The organism is Micromonospora chokoriensis (assembly GCF_000718555.1).
Lineage (GTDB): Bacteria > Actinomycetota > Actinomycetes > Mycobacteriales > Micromonosporaceae > Micromonospora > Micromonospora chokoriensis_B.
This window is the reverse complement of sequence record NZ_JOAN01000003.1, coordinates 263,148-279,840: the sequence shown is the minus strand read 5'-3', so window position 1 is coordinate 279,840 and position 16,693 is coordinate 263,148. Positions and strand designations below refer to the sequence as shown.

Sequence of the window (16,693 nt, the reverse complement as noted above, 5' to 3'; positions counted from 1 at the left end):
CGCCGAAGGTGGGGGTGGTTAGACAGAGGTGGGGGCTAGGCCGTAGGTGAGGGCGTCGATCAGGGCGTGCCAGCTGGCCTCGACGACGTTGGGGTGGACGCCTACCGTGGTCCAGTCCCGGCCGCTGCCGTCGGAAGTCTCCAGCAGGACCCGGGTGACCGCGCCGGTGCCGTGGCTGCCCTCCAGGATCCGGACCTTGTAGTCGGCCAACTCGAAGTCGCGCAGCTGCGGGTAGTGCCGCGCCAGCCCTACCCGCAGCGCCTCGTCGAGCGCGTTGACCGGGCCGTTGCCCTCGGCGGTGGCGATCACCCGCTCACCGCGTACCCGGATCTTGACGGTCGCCTCGGAGACCACCGCGCCGTCCTCGCGGTGCTCGACAAGCACCCGGTACGACTCCAGGGTGAACGGTCGAGCCGGGCTGCCCTCCGGCAACTCGGAGCGGACCAGCAGCTCGAAGGAGGCATCGGCCGCCTCGAAGGACCAGCCACCCGCCTCCAACTCCTTGACCCGCTTGGTGACCCGGGTCAGGGCGTCCGGGGTGCCGGCCAGGTCCAGGCCCAGCTCGCGACTCTTGAGCTCGACGCTGGCCCGGCCGGCCATCTCGGTGATCAGGATCCGCATGTCGTTGCCTACCACCGACGGGTCCACGTGGTTGTAGAGCAACGGGTCGACCTTGATCGCGCTCGCGTGCAGCCCCGCCTTGTGGGCGAAGGCGGCGGCCCCGGCATACGCCTGGTGGGTGTCGGGGGCGATGTTGGCGATCTCGGCGATGGCGTGCGAGACCCGCACCATCTGCGCCAGGCAGCCCTCCGGTAGGACGGGCATGCCCAGCTTGAGTTGAAGGTTGGCGACGACCGCGAAGATGTCGGCGTTGCCCGGGCGTTCGCCGTACCCGTTGGCGGTGCCCTGCACGTGGCGGACGCCCGCCTCCACGGCGGCGATCGTGTTGGCCACCGCGCAGGAGGTGTCGTTCTGCGCGTGCATGCCGAGCAGCCCGGCGTCGACCCCGAGCCGCTCGGTCAGGTCGACGATCGCCGCAGTGATCTGGGACGGCAGCATGCCGCCGTTGGTGTCGCAGAGCACCATCCGCTCGGCGCCGGCGGCGAGCGCGGTCTGCACCACCGCCGCGCCGTACGCGGGGTCGTGCCGGTAGCCGTCGAAGAAGTGTTCCCCGTCGACGAAGACCCGTCGGCCCTCGCGGACTAGATGGCTGACGGTGTCGTGGATCATCGCCAGGTTCTCCGCGCCGGTGGTGCGCAGCGCGCGCTCGACGTGCCGGGAGTCGGCCTTGGCGACCAGGGCCACCGCCGGGGTCTGCGCGTCAAGCAGGGCGCGCACCTGGGGGTCGTCCGCGACCGCGACACCGGCCTTGCGGGTGGCGCCGAACGCGACGAGTACGGCGTGCCGCAGGTCCAGTTCGGTGCTGGCACGGCGGAAGAACTCGGTGTCCTTGGGCACCGCACCCGGCCAGCCGCCCTCGATGAAGCCGACGCCGAACTCGTCGAGCAGCCGGGCCACGGCCAGCTTGTCGACCACCGAGTAGGTGAGCCCCTCGCGCTGGGCGCCGTCGCGCAACGTGGTGTCGTAGACCTGGAACGTCATCAGGATCCTTTCTCGGAGCAACAAAAAGACCTCCCGCGGATGCGGGAGGTCTGCGCGCTCGGCGGAGGGGGGCCGGCGCGCTAGGTCGCAATAATCAGGTAGGTGCTGGTCACGGTCGTCACTCTTCCACCCTTCTCCGGGATTTGGGAGGCACAATCCACATAGCGGGACAGTGACGGAGGGTGATGTAAGCCCGGCATTGGCAGGCCCCGCCGCTGGTGATCGGGTTCACAGGCCACCAGGCCGCCTACCGGCGGAAATGGCCGTGCGGCAGTATCTGGAACGGATCCAGTTACGGCCACCGTGCCGCCTAGAAGGAGGACCTGTGCTCACTGTCGGTGACCGCTTCCCCGAGTACGAACTCACCGCCTGCGTATCGCTGGACGCCAACAAGGCGTTCGAGACGATCAACCACAAGTCCCACGAGGGCAAGTGGCGGGTGGTCTTCTTCTGGCCGAAGGACTTCACCTTCATCTGCCCGACGGAGATCGCCGAGTTCGGTCGACTCAACGGCGAGTTCGCCGACCGGGATGCACAGGTCCTCGGGGCGTCCGTGGACAACGAGTTCGTCCACTACGCGTGGCGCAAGGACCACCCGGACCTTCGGGAGCTGCCGTTCCCGATGCTCAGCGACATCAAGCGCGAGCTCTCCGCCGCCTGCGGCGTGCTGGGCGGGGACGGCGTGGCGCAGCGCGCCACGTTCATCATCGACCCGAACAACGAGATCCAGTTCGCCATGGTGACCGCCGGCTCGGTCGGCCGCAACGTCTCCGAGGTGCTGCGGGTGCTCGACGCGCTGCAGACCGACGAGCTGTGCCCGTGCAACTGGAACAAGGGCGGCGAGACCCTCGACGCCAACGCGCTCCTCGCCTCCGCCGGCGTCTGACCATGGGTCTGGACGCGATCAAGGCGGCCCTGCCCGAGTACGCCAAGGACATCAAGCTCAACCTGGGCTCGACGATCGGCGCCTCGACGCTGACCCCGGTGCAGACCTGGGGCACCGCGCTGGCCTGCGCGGTCGCCGCCCGCAACCCGGTGGTGCTGCGGGAAATCGCGGCCGACGCGCTCGAGCACCTCGGGCCGGAGGGTGTCGAGGCCGCCAAGGGCGCTGCGGCGATCATGGCGATGAACAACGTCTACTACCGGGCCAAGCACCTCATCGGCGACGAGCAGTACGCCTCGATGCCGGCCCGACTGCGGATGCAGATCATCGCGAAGCCCGGCGTGGACAAGGGCGACTTCGAGCTGTGGTGCCTCGCCGTGTCGGCGATCACCGGCTGCGGCGTGTGCCTGGAGTCGCACGAGAAGGCGCTGCGCGGCAGCGGCTTCACCCGGGAGCAGATGCACGAGGCCCTGCGGATCTCCGCCGTGGTGCACGCTGCGGCGGTCACCCTGGACGCCGAGGCCGCACTGGCCTGAGCCACGTACGCCCCGACGGGCCGACGCCGCACCACGCGGCGTCGGCCCGTCGCCGTTTCACGGCCCCGGGCTGTCGCCGTTCACGGCCCCTGGGCTGTCGCCGTTTCCGGCCCCCGACAGCCGGGTAGCTCCTGCGGGGACATGAGTTGCTCGGTGACAGGCAGGAGTGAACGGCATGGACAGGATCGATCCGCACGCCACCCACGCCGGGCCGGACCCGCTGCACGGCGGCGACCAGGGCAGGGTGCCCGGCGGCGCGCCAGCCGGCATGTTCGACCCCTGGCGCTACCGGGACCAGGCCGGGGTGGCCGACGCTGACCTGGTCGGCTACAAGGTCGAGGCCACCGACGGTGGAGTCGGCAAGATCGACAGCGCCAGCCACGAGGTGGGCGGTAGCTACCTGGTCGTGGACACCGGGCCATGGATCTTCGGCAAGAAGGTGATGCTGCCGGCCGGCACCGTCAACCAGGTCGACCACGACCAGCGCACCGTCTCCGTCGACCGCACCCGGGACCAGATCAAGGCTGCCCCGGAGTACGACGAGACCAGCCACAGCGACCCGAGCTACCGGGACCAGTTGGGGGGCTACTACGACGAGACGTACGGCGCGCTCCCGCCCGGCACGGCACGGTGACTGTTCGACCCGACGGCCGGTGGGGCAGTGCCCCACCGGCCGTTACCGTGTGAACGTGGACGCCTCCGAGGACAGCCGCCAGATCTCGCTCCCCGCCACCTTCAACTTCCGCGACGTCGGTGGCTACCTCGGCCACGACGACCGATCCGTACGCCGAGGTCGGCTCTACCGCTCCGACTCGTTGCACCGCCTCACCGAGCAGGACCGGGACGCGTTCGCCGCGATCGGCGTCCGCACCGTCATCGACCTGCGCCGCCCCACCGAGGTACAGCGGGACGGCCGGGTGCCGGCGTACCAGGGACTGACCTACCGGCACATCCACCCGGAGCACGCCGACTGGACGAGTACGCCGCACGAGGAGGGCGCGAGCCTGGCCCGATACCTCGCGGACCGGTACGCCGACCTGGCCCAGACCGGCACCGCCGGGTTGGCCGAGGCGGTCGGGCTGATCGCCGACTCCGCGAACGCCCCGGTGGTGGTGCACTGCGTCGCCGGCAAGGACCGCACCGGCATCGTCTGCGCGCTGACCCTCGCCGTGCTCGGCGTCGACGACGCGGACATCACCGCGGACTACGCGTTGAGCAGCGCGGCGTCTGCCCGGTACAGCGCCTGGCTGGCCTCCGTCACCCCGGGCGGCGTGGACGTGCCGGCGCCGTTCATGAGCTCACCCGCCGAGGCGATGCAGATCTTCCTGGACGAGTTGCGCGAGGGGCACGGTTCGGTCGAGGCGTACCTGCGCCATGCCGGGGTGACCGACGAGCAGCTCGCCGCGCTCCGCGACCACCTGCTCGACGAGCCCACCACGGCGTAGGGCCGACTGTGCCGGCCCGTCCGGGTGGGCGGGCCAGCACAGCGACAAAGGTCAGAGGACCCGCTGCACCCAGCCGTGCGGGTCGGCGGCCTTGCCCCGCTGGATGTCGACCAACTGCTGGCGAAGGGCCATGGTGACCTGGCCGGGCTCGCCACCACCGATCAGGAACTCGCCGTCGGGGAAGCGGACCCCACCGATCGGGGTGACCACCGCGGCGGTGCCGCAGGCGAACACCTCCTTCAGGCGCCCGCTGGCGGCATCGGCCTGCCAGTCGGCGAAGGTGACCGGCCGCTCCTCGACCTGGTGCCCGGCCGCCCCGGCCAGCGCGAGGACGGCGTCGCGGGTGATGCCCGGCAGGATCGTGCCGGTCAGCGGTGGGGTGACCACCGTGCCGTCGTCGTAGACGAAGAAGACGTTCATGCCGCCCAGTTCGTCGACGAACCGGCGCTCCACCGCGTCCAGGAAGACGACCTGGTCGCAGCCGGCCTCGATGGCCTCGGCCTGGGCCGCCAGCGACGCGGCGTAGTTGCCGCCGCACTTGGCCGCGCCGGTGCCGCCGGGTGCGGCCCGGGTGTAGTCCGGAGAGACCCAGACGGTGACCGGCTTGACGCCACCGGTGAAGTACGCCCCGACCGGTGAGGCGATCACCATGTAGAGGTATTCGTTGGCCGGACGGACGCCGAGGAAGACCTCGCTGGCAAACATGAACGGTCGCAGGTAGAGGCTGCCGTCCTCGCCGGTGGGGATCCACTCCCGGTCGATCTCGATGAGCTTGTGCAGCGAGTCGACGAACACCTCCGGCGGCAGCACCGGCATCGCCATCCGCTGCGCGGAGGTGGCGAAGCGGGCCGCGTTGGCGTCCGGGCGGAACATCGTCACACCACCGTCGGCCGTGCGGTATGCCTTGAGCCCCTCGAAGATCTCCTGCGCGTAGTGCAGCACCGCGCTGGCCGGGTCCATCGGGATCGGTGCGCGCGCCTCCACCCGGGCGTCGTACCAGCCCTTGCCGTCGGCGTAGCGGACGGTGACCATGTGGTCGGTGAAGACGCGGCCGAAACCGGGGTTGGCCAGCAGGGCGGCCCGATCGGCGACGGATACCGGCGCGGCATTCGGACGGATCTCGAAGTCGAGCTTGTCACCACCGCTCATCGCGCTGACCTCCCTGCGGGACAACGGCATGCGGGACCGCACACCGACATGGCTGTGGCAGAAACTTACCCCGAACGGTCGTTCAGCGGGTAGCGCCGGTCCGGCAAGACGGACTGCCCGGACCGGCCGACAGCGGGCCCGTCGCCACTCGGGCCGGGGCGGGGCGGTCAGGCTACGGCGTGGGCGGCGAGCCGGTCGCCGACCTCTTCGGTACGCAGCGTCACGCCCGGAACCCGGCTGGCCAACTCGGTGGCGACCGCTGCGTTGACCCGGGCCGCGGACTCACCGTGCCCGAGCTGCTCCAGCAGCAGCGCGGCGGAGAGCACCGCGGCGACCGGGTCGGCGATGCCCTGCCCGGCGATGTCCGGCGCCGAGCCGTGCACCGGCTCGAACATCGAGGGGTACGCCCCCTCCGGGTTGATGCAGCCGCTGGCGGCCAACCCGATGCCGCCGGTGACGGCAGCGGCGATGTCGGTGAGGATGTCGCCGAAGAGGTTGTCGGTGACCACCACGTCGTAGCGCTGCGGCTGGGTGACCAGGAACATGGCCGCCGCGTCGACGTGCTGGTATTCGGTGGCGATGTCCGGGTGCTCGGCGGCGACCGCGTCGAAGGTGCGCGCCCACAGCGACCCGGCGTGGGTGAGCACGTTGGTCTTGTGCACGAGGGTGACCTTGCGTCGCTCCCGGCGACCGGCGCGGGCGAACGCGTCGCGGATCACCCGCTCCACGCCGTGCCGGGTGTTCAGGCTCTCCTCGGTAGCGACCTCGGCCGGGGTGTCCCGGTGCAGGGAACCACCGGCACCGGCGTAGAGCCCCTCGGTGCCCTCGCGCACCACCACGAGGTCGACCTCGCCCGGCTTCACGTTGCCCAGCGGGCCGGCAACGCCGGGCCAGAGCCGCGACGGGCGCAGGTTGACGTACTGGTCGAAGGCGAATCGGAGCTTGAGCAGCAGCCCTCGCTCAAGCACGCCCGGCGGCACCGTCGGGTCACCGACCGCGCCGAGCAGGATCGCGTCGTGCCCAGCCAGCTCGGCCAGCACCGAGTCGGGCAGCACCTCTCCGGTACGGTGCCAGCGGGCGGCACCGAGGTCGTACTCGGTGGCCTGCACGCCGGGCAGCACCGCGTCGAGGACCTTGCGGGCCTGCGCGACCACCTCGGGCCCGATGCCATCCCCGGCCACCACCGCGATCCGCGCCACGACCGCACTCCTCTGCTCAACGGTTCCGTCCGGGCAACGGTACGTCGCCGTCCCGCCTCCCGGTACGCTGCGTCCACAATTTGGGATGGGCGAATACACAGGCCCTTCTCAGCTGGGATTCATGAGGCGATCATCTCGGCTGCATACCGTAGTGGTCAGTGGGTCGCGGAGCCTGCTGACGAACGCCGGTCGCGACGACGCGGCGCCACGCGCGAGGGGGCAGATGCGATGCGCATCGACGAGCAGCCACGGACCCGCTGGCCGGAGCCGTCCGCGTTCCGCAACCGCCGGCCGGACCTTCGACTCGGCGGCCGGCGGCACCGGATCGACCCAGCCGCCGCCACCGAGGGCCGGATCGCGGTACAGCACACCGTCCGCACCGCGACCGCCGAATACACCCTGCTGCTCAACGCACCCGAGTGGCTCGGCCACCGGGGCGTGGGCGAGGCGCTGCGGGACAGCGTCGCCGAGTTGCGTGCCATCGACCTCACCTACGGCCCCAACCGACCGGAGAGCCTGGTCTCGCGGTTGCGTCGGGGCGAGATCAGCCCGGACTCGTACCCGCCGCTCGCCGACCTGGTAGACCGCTGCGCGGCGATGCGCGCGGCCACCGACGGGTGGTTCGACGCCTGGGCGGTGCCCGGCGGCTTCGACCCCGGTGGCCTGCTCGGCGGCTGGGCGGTGGAACGCGCCGCCGAGCGCCTGCGTGCCGCCGGCATCCACGACTACGCGGTACTCGCCGGCGCTGACCTCGTCGTCCGCGGCCGGGCACCGCACGGCGGGCCCTGGCGGGTCGCGGTGCACCACCCGACCGCACCCGAGCGCGCGCCGCTGGTGCTGGAGATGACCGCCGGCGCGGTCGGCACCTCCGGGGTGACCGGTCGGCAGGGGCACGTGGTGGACCCGCACACCGGCGAGCCGGCGGATCAACTCGTGGCCGCCACCGTCGTGGGCCCCGACCTGACGATCGCCGACGCCTACGCCACCGCGCTCTACGCCGCCGGGCCCACCGGCCTGGCCTGGTTCCGGGGCAACTCCGACTATCGCGCGCTCTTCGCCCACCGTCGCTGAGCGAAACGACGCCGTCTCGGGCCAGCGGGCTGCGATCGGCCCCCACGGTCTCGGCAACGACCGTGGGGGCCGGTCAGCGACGAGTGCGCGTGGCTCGCACAATCGAGGGGTGCGGACCGGTCGGGCCGGACGTCGACCGCGCCACCCGAAGACGGGCCGGCGCCTCGAACTCGGCCAGTGACCGCAGAGCGTACGCTAGCGAATCGACGCAACTCGACGCAAGAGTCTCCACACCGGACCGTCCCGACCGGAGACTCGGAAATCGATGATTGACCGGCGGCGAGGCAGTTTCGACATGGTGAACGGCGGATGGCACGCTATCCGCCGTGAGTTTCGATCTGAGCGTGTGGGCCCTGGAGGACGGGGCGACGCCCGAGGACGTACGGACAGCGGTCGACGGTTGCCGACAGGGGCGACACGTGGACCGTTATCCCGACGCTCGGGTGGTCAGCTTCTACCGGGCGATCACCGCCTCCTATCCGGACCGTCACCCCGGCCCGAACAGCCCGTGGGCGGTGGCGCCGCTGCACGCGGCCCACGACCACGTCGAGCTGAACCTGCACCCGACCTGCCCGGACCAGGTGCTGCTGGACATCGAGCGGCTGGCCGGCGAGCACGGGCTGATGCTCTTCGACCCGCAGGACGGCTCGGTCTACCCGCCCCCGGCGCGGCTGCCCGGCTGACGCCGACCGGCGGCACGGACGGAAATGACGAGGGGCCCGGCGAATAGCCAGGCCCCCCACTGTGCTTGCCGTCTACTACTCGTCGCGCAGGTCCGCGGCGCTGGCCGCCGTAGCGCCGATCGACTCGGCAGCCGAGGTGAGCAGGTCGGCGCCGAGCGCCTGGTCGACGGTGAGCGTCATCAGCGTCTCGCCGCCCGCCTCACGACGAGCCACCTGCATGGCGGCGATGTTGATGCCCGACTCGCCGAGCAGGGTACCGACCGTTCCGACCACACCGGGTCGGTCGGCGTAGCGCAGGAAGAGCAGGATGCCCTCCGCGCCGATCTCCACATCGAAGCCGTCCACCTCGGTCAGCTTCAGGACGTCCCGAGCACCGGAGTGGGTGACCGTGCCGGAGACGCTTACCGTCCGGCCGTCAGGCAGCGCGCCGCGCACCGTGACCAGGGTCGGCTGCTCGGCCGTCTCGGCCAGGCTGGCGAGGGTGACCTCGACGCCACGCTCGGCGGCCAGGTGCGGGGCGTTGACGTAGGTGACCTGCTCCTCGACCACCGAGCTGAACAGCCCCTTGGTGGCGGCGAGCTTGAGCACCGACACGTCGTGGCTGACGATCTCGCCGCGTACCTCGACCGTGACGCTGGCGGCGACCCCGCCGGCTACCGCGGTGAACGCCCGGCCGAGCTTCTCCGCCAGCGGCAGCAGCGGCCGGACATCCTCGGCGACCACACCGCCGGCCTGCACGTTCACCGCGTCCGGAACGAACTCGCCCTGCAACGCCAGCTTGACGCTCTTGGCCACCGCGAGACCGGCCTTGTCCTGCGCCTCGTGGGTGGAGGCGCCCAGGTGCGGGGTGGCCACCACGTTGTCGAAGGCGAACAGCGGCGACGAGGTGCACGGCTCCTTGCTGTACACGTCGACACCGGCGCCGGCGACCCGGCCCTCGGCGATCGCGTCCGCGAGCGCCTGCTCGTCGACGAGCCCACCGCGGGCGGCGTTGATGATGCGCACGCCGGGCTTGACGATCGCCAGTTCCTTCTCACCGATCAGGCCCACCGTCTCCGGCGTCTTGGGCAGGTGGATGGAGATGAAGTCGCTCTCGCGCAGCAGCTCCTCCAACCCCACCAGGCGTACGCCGAGCTGCGCCGCACGGGCCGGCTGGATGTACGGGTCGTACGCGATCAGCCGGGTGCCGAACGCCGCGATACGAGACGCGAAGAGCACCCCGATGCGACCGAGCCCGACCACGCCGACGGTCTTGCCCTGCACCTCGACGCCGGTGTACTTCGACCGCTTCCACTCCCCCGCCTTGAGCGCGGAACTGGCGCTCGCGGTGTTGCGGGCAACGGCGAGCAGCAGCGCGACGGCCTGCTCGGCGGCGGAGACGATGTTGGAGGTGGGCGCGTTGACGACCATGACGCCCCGCGCGGTGGCGGCCGGCACCTCGACGTTGTCCAGCCCGACGCCCGCCCGGGCGACCACCTTGAGTCGCGGCGCGGCGGCAACCGCCTCGGCATCGATCTGGGTCGCGCTGCGGACGATGACGGCGTCGGCCTCGGAGAGCGCCGAGAGCAGGGCCGGACGGTCGGTGCCGTCGACGTGACGGACGTCGAAGTCGTGAGCGAGCACCTCGATGGCGGCGGGGGCGAGTTCTTCGGCGATCAGTACGACAGGATTCATCGGTCCTCGTAGACGTCGTGTTTGCGATCGGCCCGGGCGGCGGGGCGCTGCACTGCGCCCTGCGCTGATCCGTGCCGTGGCCGTCAGGTGCCGGCTGCTGCACCTACAGGCGATCGTAGGGGCCCTGCTGGTCGGCGTGTTCCGGTCTGCGGGGTGAGTGCCCTCACACGCCCGGTCGGGCGGCGGACATCGGCCGTTCACCTGACCGACATGGTTGTTCCGAGCGCGCCAGATCGATGCCGGGGGCGTGGTGGCACACGAACACTGCCGCCCGACGCATCGACGGGCGGCAGCATGCCGGGCAGCCCCGGGGCGGCGCTGGGGAGAGCGCCGACCCAGGGGCTGTCGGTGAATCGTCGTCCGGCCGAGCCGGACGGTCAGGCGGTCTCGGTGATCGGGCGGTCGACCCAGCTCATCATGCCGCGCAGCTTCTTGCCGGTCTCCTCGATCGGGTGCGCCGCACCCTCGGCCTGCCACTTGGTGAAGTTGGGCCGGCCGGCCTCGTCCTCGGCGACCCACTCGCGGGCGAACTCGCCGGACTGGATCTCACCCAGGATCTTGCGCATCTCATCCTTGACCCGGGAGTCGATGATGCGCGAGCCACGGGAGAGGTCGCCGTACTCGGCGGTGTCGGAGATGCTGTAGCGCATCTTCGCGATGCCGCCCTCGTACATGAGGTCGACGATCAGCTTCAGCTCGTGCAGGCACTCGAAGTAGGCGACCTCCGGGGCGTAGCCCGCCTCGGTGAGCACCTCGAAACCGGTCTGCACCAGCGCCGAGGCGCCGCCACAGAGCACCGCCTGCTCGCCGAAGAGGTCGGTTTCGGTCTCCTCGGTGAAGGTGGTCTTGATCGCGCCAGCCCGGGTGCCGCCGATGCCCTTGGCGTACGCGAGGGCGAGGGCGAGCGCGTTGCCGCTGGCGTCCTGCTCGACGGCGACGAGGCAGGGCACGCCCTTGCCGTCGCTGTACTGGCGGCGGACCAGGTGGCCGGGGCCCTTCGGCGCGACCATCGCCACGTCCACCTCGGCCGGGGGCTTGATCAGGCCGTACCGGATGTTGAAGCCGTGGCCGAAGAAGAGCGCCTTGCCGGGGGCGAGGTGCGGCTCGATCGACTCCGTGTAGAGCTTGCGCTGCGCGGTGTCCGGCGCGAGCACCATGATCACATCGGCCTCGGCTGCGGCCTGCGCTGGCGTGACCACCCGCAGGCCCTGATCCTCGGCCTTCGGGCGGCTCTTCGAGCCCTCCGGCAGACCGATCACCACGTCGACGCCGGAGTCACGCAGCGACAGCGCGTGGGCGTGGCCCTGGCTGCCGTAACCGATCACCGCGACCTTCTTGGCCTGGATCAGGCCGAGGTCGGCATCGTCGTCGTAGTACACCTCAACGCTCATGAGAACTTCCCTTTCGTACGACGGTCGGGACGCCCGTCGTGGTCTGTGCGGATGGATTCGCCCGGCCGGCCCGTCGGGGCCGGCCGGCGGTGGGTCAGGCGGCCCGTAGCGCGGGACCGGCGGTGATCGAACGCGAGCCGCGCCCGATCGCCACCAGCCCGGACTGGACCATTTCCTTGATGCCGAAGGACTCGAGGTCGCGCAGGAGCGCGTCGAGCTTGTCCGGGGTGCCGGTGGCCTCGATGGTCAGCGTGTCGGGTGCGACGTCGACCACCCGGGCGCGGAACAGGTTGACGGTCTCCAGCACCTGCGACCGCGCGGAACGGTCGGCGCGAACCTTCACCAGCAACAACTCACGGGCCACCGAGACCTGCGGGTCCAGCTCCACGATCTTGAGTACGTTGACCAGCTTGTTCAGCTGCTTGGTGACCTGCTCCAACGGGGACGAGTCGGCGTTGACCACGATGGTGATCCGGGAGACGTCCGGATTCTCGGTCTCGCCCACGGCGAGGCTGTCGATGTTGAACCCACGTCGGGAGAAGAGGCCGGAGACCCGGGCGAGCACGCCGGGCTTGTTCTCCACGAGCACGGACAAAGTGTGCATGGTCATTAAATGTCATCCTCGTCGAAGACCGGGCGGACGCCACGGGCAAACATGATCTCGTCATTGCTGGTGCCGGCGGCGACCATCGGCCAGACCATCGCGTCCTTGCCGACCACGAAGTCGATCACCACGGGCGCGTCGTTGATCTCCATGGCGGCGGCGATGGTCTTGTCCACGTCAGCCGCGTTCTCGCACCGCAGCCCGACGCAGCCCAGTGCCTCGGCGAGCTTGACGAAATCCGGGATGCGGTGCTTGTGGGTGCCGAGCTCGGTGTTGGAGTAACGCTCGTTGTAGAACAGCGTCTGCCACTGCCGGACCATGCCGAGATTGCCGTTGTTGATGACGGCGATCTTGACCGGGATGCCCTCCAGGGCACAGGTGGCCAACTCCTGGTTGGTCATCTGGAAGCAGCCGTCCCCGTCCACCGCCCAGACCACCGTGTCCGGCTTGCCGACCTTGGCGCCCATCGCCGCCGGCACCGCGTAGCCCATCGTGCCGAGGCCGCCGGAATTCAACCAGGTGTTCGGCTTCTCGTAGGAGATGAACTGCGACGCCCACATCTGGTGCTGGCCCACCCCGGCCACGAAGATCGCGTCGGAGCCGACGATCTCGCCCAGCCGCTTGATCACGTACTGCGGGGACAGGGTCCCGTCGGCCGGCTCGTCGTAGCCCAGCGGGTAGCGGTTGCGCAGGTCGTCGAGCTGCGTCCACCAGTCACCGAGGTCGGCGGTGTGCCCCGCCGACCGCTCGACGGTCACCGCGGCGATCAGCTCGTCGATGACGTGCTTGGCGTCCCCGACGATCGGCACGTCCACGTGCCGGTTCTTGCCGATCTCGGCGGGGTCGATGTCCGCGTGGACCACTGCCGCGTCCGGGGCGAACGAGTCCAGTTTGCCGGTGACCCGGTCGTCGAAGCGCGCGCCCAGCGCGACGATCAGATCCGCCTTCTGCAGGCCGTAGACCGCGGCGACCGTGCCGTGCATGCCGGGCATCCCCAGGTGCTGCTGGTGCGAGTCGGGGAACGCCCCGAGCGCCATCAGCGTGGTGACGACCGGGATGCCGGTCTGCTCGGCCAGCCGGAGCAGCCCTTCGGTGGCGCCAGCCTTGAGCACCCCGCCGCCGACGTAGAGCACCGGCCGGCGGGCGATGGCCATCAGCCGCGCCGCCTCCCGGATCTGCTTGCCGTGCGGGTGCAGGGTGGGCCGGTAGCCGGGCAGGTCCAGGGTGGGCGGCCAGGTGAACGTGGTCTGGGCCTGGAGCACGTCCTTCGGGATGTCGACGAGCACCGGGCCGGGTCGGCCGCTGCTGGCCAGGTGGAACGCCTCGGCCAGCACCCGGGGGATCTCCTCGGCGTTCTGGACCAGGAAGTTGTGCTTGGTGATCGGCAGGGTGATGCCCTGGATGTCCGCCTCCTGGAAGGCGTCGGTGCCGATCGACGGGCGGGCCACCTGCCCGGTGATCGCCACCATCGCCACCGAGTCCATGTACGCGTCGGCGATCGGGGTGACCAGGTTCGTCGCACCCGGGCCAGAGGTGGCGATGCAGACGCCGACCTTGCCGGTGGCCTGTGCGTAGCCGGTCGCCGCATGCCCCGCACCCTGCTCGTGCCGCACCAGGATGTGCCGGACCGTCGAGTCGTAGAGCGGGTCGTACGCCGGCAGGATCGCGCCGCCCGGGATGCCGAAGACGACGTCGACGTCGAGCGCCTCAAGGGACCGCACGAGCGAGCTGGCCCCGGAGACCTGGGCCGCGGTGGTGGGTCGTACCGCTGGGGTGGCCGTGCGTGCCGCGGCCTGGTCGACGTCGAGGGTCGGATCGGCGGCCGCGCGGGCCCGGCGGGCGGTGTGGGCGAGGGTCTCGGGCGTGGGTCTCGTCATGGCGGATCTGGCCTTCGGCTGGAGTGGCTGGTGGCTAGTCAAGCGATGCGATGCGGGCGGGGCCCGCCTCGCCAGGTTCCGATGGCAATAAAAACGGCCCTCGTGCAGATGCACGGGGCCAGCGCACTCTCGGTGAGGGAGAGTGCGCTCAGGTAAGTACTCGCAGCGACCGGTACGACGACATGCGGCTAAGCCTGACGCATCTCACGCGATGAGTCAACTGATCCCACATGTTGGTTAACGGAGCTCGGCGCGTCGGCCGTCGACGCGCCATCGACAGCGGGGTTGAGCTGCCCGGACCCGCCCGGAGCCCGCCGTTGCGCGGGCATCGGAGCGGGACGCACGCCAGGTGATGTTGCCGCATCCAGCATCGCCTCCAGGTGCTCGGCCGGCACCCCCCAGCCGAAGAGCGCGCCCTGGCCGAAGCGGCAACCGGCGGCCACCACCGCGGCCAGCTCGGTCGGGGTGGTCACCCCCTCGGCGATCACCTCAAGCCCCAGCTGATGGCCCAGTCGCATGACGATGTCGACCATCGGAGCGAACGCCGGGCCGTCCTGGCCGACCGGGTGGACCGGCTCGTGCTCGGCGACCAGACTGTGGTCGATCTTGAGGATGTCGATCGGCAACCGCCGCAACTGACCCAGCGACGAGTAGCCGGCCCCGAAGTCGTCGAGCGCGATCCGGACACCTGTCAACCGCAGCGCGGTGAGCCGGCGGATCAGCTCGTCCAGGTCGGTGGCGACCGCGTGCTCGGTGACCTCCAGCACCAGCCGCTGCGGCGGCACGTGGTGCGCGCGCAGCGCCTCGGCGACCTGGACCACGTACTCCGGGGCGTGCAGCTCACGCGGCGAGACGTTTACCGACACCCAGACGTCGTGCCCGTCCGCCAGCCACCGGGAGAGCTGGTAGCAGGCCTGATGCAACACCCAGGCCCCGAGCGGGGCGATCATCCCGCACTCCTCGGCGAGCGGGATGAACTCGTCCGGGCGGACGTTGCCCAGCTCGGGGTGGCGCCAACGGAGCAGCGCCTCGGCGCCGACCGGCCGCACCGACGGCAGCGACGCCACTGGCTGGAACACCAACCGCAGCTCATCGCGGTCGACGGCACCGCGCAGCTCGTGCTCCACCGTCGTGCGCCGACGCAGCAACTGGTCGTACGTGGCGTCGTACCGCTCGATCCGGTTCTTGCCCCGCTGCTTGGCATAGCGCAGCGCCAGGTCGGCGTGGCGCAGCAGCAGCTCCACGTCCGGCTCGTCGGCCCAGCCGGCCACCCCGATGCTCACCGACAGAAAGACCGGGCCCTCCGGCTGGTCGTACGGCCGGTTGAGCACCCCGAGGAGCCGTTCGGCGACCCGGTCCGCCTCGACCGGCCGGCCCTGCATGAGGACGGCGAACTCGTCACCGCCCAACCGGGCGGCCACGTCGCCGGGGCGCAGGTTGCCGCGCAGCCGCCGACCCACCTCGGCCAGCACGGCGTCGCCCACGTCGTGGCCGCGCATGTCGTTGACGTTCTTGAAGCCGTCCAGGTCGAGGCCGAGCAGCACGCAGGGGTTGTGGTCCGCGGCGTTGCGGTGCAGCGCTCGGAGCAGCCCGCGCCGGTTGGCCAACGACGTCAACGGATCGGTGTGCGCCAGCTCGCGGAAGTGCGCCTCCCGCTCGGCGAGGCGGCCCGCGTACCCCCGGACGTCGCGAAGGGTGAGGTATTGCCGTGCCACCAGGGCGAAGCCCTCCACGCTGCCGGCCACGATGCCCGCCGCGGTGAACCGGCCGTCCTGGGCGAGGTGGTACATCGCCGAGGCGGCCATCGCCAGCATCGGGGCGATCGCGTACTCGCTGTCGCCACCGACCAGGTCCAGGTCGACCTGCCCCGGCCGGTCGGCCCGGTGCACCGCGAGCGCGACGGTCAGCAGGCCGGCGGCGAGCACCGCCGCACCGGTCAGTGCCATGGTCGGCCCGGCCTGGCAGAGCCCGGTGCCCAGACCCAGCCCGCCGCAGGTCACCGCGCTGATGCCGGCGCCCAGCGCGGCGAGCCGTCGACGTGGGGTGGCGGCCCGGAAGACGACGATCACGGCCACGCCGGCGCCGAGCGCGGCGCTCACCGTGGCCACCAGAATCGCCGGGCAGGCCCTCGGGGTGGCGGCACCGAGCAACCGGGTGGGCTCGGAGAAGAGCACCCAGCCGACGAACCACAGCGCCGCCGCCATGACCAGCCCATCCAGGGCGAGCCGGGCCGTTCCCGCCGCGGTGGCGGCCACCCCGGGCAGCCGGAGCAGGCCAGCGGCGAAGGCCAGCCCGCTCACCGCCGTGCCGATCGCCACCACGGTCGCCCAACCGGTGCGCTGCCCCTGCTCGTGGGCCCAGTGGTCGCTCGCGTTGAGCGCGGCGGCCACCCCGATCAGGAGGCTGAGCAGGGCACCGCCGGCAGCCGCCGCGAGCAGCACGTACGCCGGCCGGCGCGGCCCCGTCCGGCGCCGGGCGACGACGGTCAGCAGTATGGCGGCCACCGCGGCGACGAGCCCGCTGAGCGCCGCGACAGCGGCCATGCCCGGTGGAAGATGCACGCTCCAAGAGTGCCGGAT

The 16,693-nt window shown here is 71.2% G+C and carries 14 protein-coding genes; 6 read left to right on the top strand and 8 right to left on the bottom strand.

Going from position 1 to position 16,693, the window contains the following annotated elements; all coding sequences use genetic code 11:
- Nucleotides 1-18: 18 nt before the first annotated feature.
- On the bottom strand, nucleotides 19-1,602 hold the full coding sequence (gene cimA, locus IF46_RS0106745) for a citramalate synthase (protein WP_030487415.1): 1,584 nt from the start codon (nucleotides 1,600-1,602) through the stop codon (nucleotides 19-21).
- Nucleotides 1,603-1,927: 325 nt separating this feature from the next.
- On the opposite strand from cimA, the gene IF46_RS0106740 reads away from it, so the two are divergent.
- The 4 genes from IF46_RS0106740 to IF46_RS0106725 all read left to right on the top strand — a co-directional run bounded on the left by IF46_RS0106740 (nucleotide 1,928) and on the right by IF46_RS0106725 (nucleotide 4,466).
- On the top strand, nucleotides 1,928-2,488 hold the full coding sequence (locus IF46_RS0106740; RefSeq protein ID WP_030487414.1) for a peroxiredoxin: 561 nt from the start codon (nucleotides 1,928-1,930) through the stop codon (nucleotides 2,486-2,488).
- A gap of 2 nt (nucleotides 2,489-2,490) precedes the next feature.
- On the top strand, nucleotides 2,491-3,021 hold the full coding sequence (locus IF46_RS0106735) for a carboxymuconolactone decarboxylase family protein (RefSeq protein ID WP_030487413.1): 531 nt from the start codon (nucleotides 2,491-2,493) through the stop codon (nucleotides 3,019-3,021).
- Between the two features lie 175 nt (nucleotides 3,022-3,196).
- Nucleotides 3,197-3,655 carry a hypothetical protein gene (locus IF46_RS0106730; RefSeq protein ID WP_030487412.1) on the top strand — a complete coding sequence of 153 codons (459 nt, stop codon included), beginning with the start codon at nucleotides 3,197-3,199 and terminating at the stop codon, nucleotides 3,653-3,655.
- A 55-nt stretch (nucleotides 3,656-3,710) separates the two neighbouring features.
- Nucleotides 3,711-4,466: a tyrosine-protein phosphatase gene (locus tag IF46_RS0106725; RefSeq protein ID WP_036391328.1), complete on the top strand. Its 756-nt coding sequence runs from the start codon at nucleotides 3,711-3,713 to the stop codon at nucleotides 4,464-4,466.
- A gap of 51 nt (nucleotides 4,467-4,517) precedes the next feature.
- On the opposite strand, the gene IF46_RS0106720 is transcribed toward IF46_RS0106725, so the two are convergent.
- Together IF46_RS0106720 and IF46_RS0106715 are read right to left on the bottom strand one after the other, a co-directional pair.
- Nucleotides 4,518-5,615 carry a branched-chain amino acid aminotransferase gene (locus IF46_RS0106720; protein WP_030487410.1) on the bottom strand — a complete coding sequence of 366 codons (1,098 nt, stop codon included), beginning with the start codon at nucleotides 5,613-5,615 and terminating at the stop codon, nucleotides 4,518-4,520.
- A 167-nt stretch (nucleotides 5,616-5,782) separates the two neighbouring features.
- On the bottom strand, nucleotides 5,783-6,814 hold the full coding sequence (locus tag IF46_RS0106715) for a 3-isopropylmalate dehydrogenase (RefSeq protein WP_030487409.1): 1,032 nt from the start codon (nucleotides 6,812-6,814) through the stop codon (nucleotides 5,783-5,785).
- Nucleotides 6,815-7,042: 228 nt separating this feature from the next.
- Here IF46_RS0106715 and IF46_RS0106710 point away from each other — a divergent pair, with 228 nt between their 5' ends.
- On the top strand, nucleotides 7,043-7,885 hold the full coding sequence (locus IF46_RS0106710) for an FAD:protein FMN transferase (RefSeq protein ID WP_030487408.1): 843 nt from the start codon (nucleotides 7,043-7,045) through the stop codon (nucleotides 7,883-7,885).
- 326 nt (nucleotides 7,886-8,211) lie between these two features.
- Nucleotides 8,212-8,568: a hypothetical protein gene (locus IF46_RS0106705; protein ID WP_030487407.1), complete on the top strand. Its 357-nt coding sequence runs from the start codon at nucleotides 8,212-8,214 to the stop codon at nucleotides 8,566-8,568.
- Between the two features lie 75 nt (nucleotides 8,569-8,643).
- On the opposite strand, the gene serA is transcribed toward IF46_RS0106705, so the two are convergent.
- The 5 genes from serA to IF46_RS0106680 form a co-directional block, all read right to left on the bottom strand.
- On the bottom strand, nucleotides 8,644-10,242 hold the full coding sequence (serA, locus tag IF46_RS0106700) for a phosphoglycerate dehydrogenase (RefSeq protein ID WP_030487406.1): 1,599 nt from the start codon (nucleotides 10,240-10,242) through the stop codon (nucleotides 8,644-8,646).
- Between the two features lie 377 nt (nucleotides 10,243-10,619).
- Entirely contained in the window at nucleotides 10,620-11,633 is a 1,014-nt protein-coding gene (gene ilvC / locus IF46_RS0106695; RefSeq protein WP_030487405.1) for a ketol-acid reductoisomerase, read from the bottom strand.
- Nucleotides 11,634-11,727: 94 nt separating this feature from the next.
- Entirely contained in the window at nucleotides 11,728-12,243 is a 516-nt protein-coding gene (gene ilvN / locus IF46_RS0106690; RefSeq protein WP_030487404.1) for an acetolactate synthase small subunit, read from the bottom strand.
- Nucleotides 12,243-14,114, bottom strand: a complete 1,872-nt coding sequence (locus tag IF46_RS0106685) for an acetolactate synthase large subunit (RefSeq protein ID WP_030487403.1) — start codon at nucleotides 14,112-14,114, stop codon at nucleotides 12,243-12,245. Before IF46_RS0106685 ends, ilvN begins: the two co-directional genes overlap by 1 nt.
- Before the next feature lie 188 nt (nucleotides 14,115-14,302).
- On the bottom strand, nucleotides 14,303-16,657 hold the full coding sequence (locus IF46_RS0106680) for a putative bifunctional diguanylate cyclase/phosphodiesterase (RefSeq protein ID WP_030487402.1): 2,355 nt from the start codon (nucleotides 16,655-16,657) through the stop codon (nucleotides 14,303-14,305).
- Between the last annotated feature and the right edge of the window lie 36 nt (nucleotides 16,658-16,693).

Coding starts and splice junctions, on each gene's coding strand:
- cimA (WP_030487415.1), bottom strand. CDS start 1,602: ATGACGTTCCAGGTCTACGACACCACGTTGCGCGACGGCGCCCAGCGC.
- IF46_RS0106735 (WP_030487413.1), top strand. CDS start 2,491: ATGGGTCTGGACGCGATCAAGGCGGCCCTGCCCGAGTACGCCAAGGAC.
- IF46_RS0106730 (WP_030487412.1), top strand. CDS start 3,197: ATGGACAGGATCGATCCGCACGCCACCCACGCCGGGCCGGACCCGCTG.
- IF46_RS0106720 (WP_030487410.1), bottom strand. CDS start 5,615: ATGAGCGGTGGTGACAAGCTCGACTTCGAGATCCGTCCGAATGCCGCG.
- IF46_RS0106710 (WP_030487408.1), top strand. CDS start 7,043: ATGCGCATCGACGAGCAGCCACGGACCCGCTGGCCGGAGCCGTCCGCG.
- serA (WP_030487406.1), bottom strand. CDS start 10,242: ATGAATCCTGTCGTACTGATCGCCGAAGAACTCGCCCCCGCCGCCATC.
- ilvC (WP_030487405.1), bottom strand. CDS start 11,633: ATGAGCGTTGAGGTGTACTACGACGACGATGCCGACCTCGGCCTGATC.
- ilvN (WP_030487404.1), bottom strand. CDS start 12,243: ATGACCATGCACACTTTGTCCGTGCTCGTGGAGAACAAGCCCGGCGTG.
- IF46_RS0106685 (WP_030487403.1), bottom strand. CDS start 14,114: ATGACGAGACCCACGCCCGAGACCCTCGCCCACACCGCCCGCCGGGCC.
- IF46_RS0106680 (WP_030487402.1), bottom strand. CDS start 16,657: ATGGCCGCTGTCGCGGCGCTCAGCGGGCTCGTCGCCGCGGTGGCCGCC.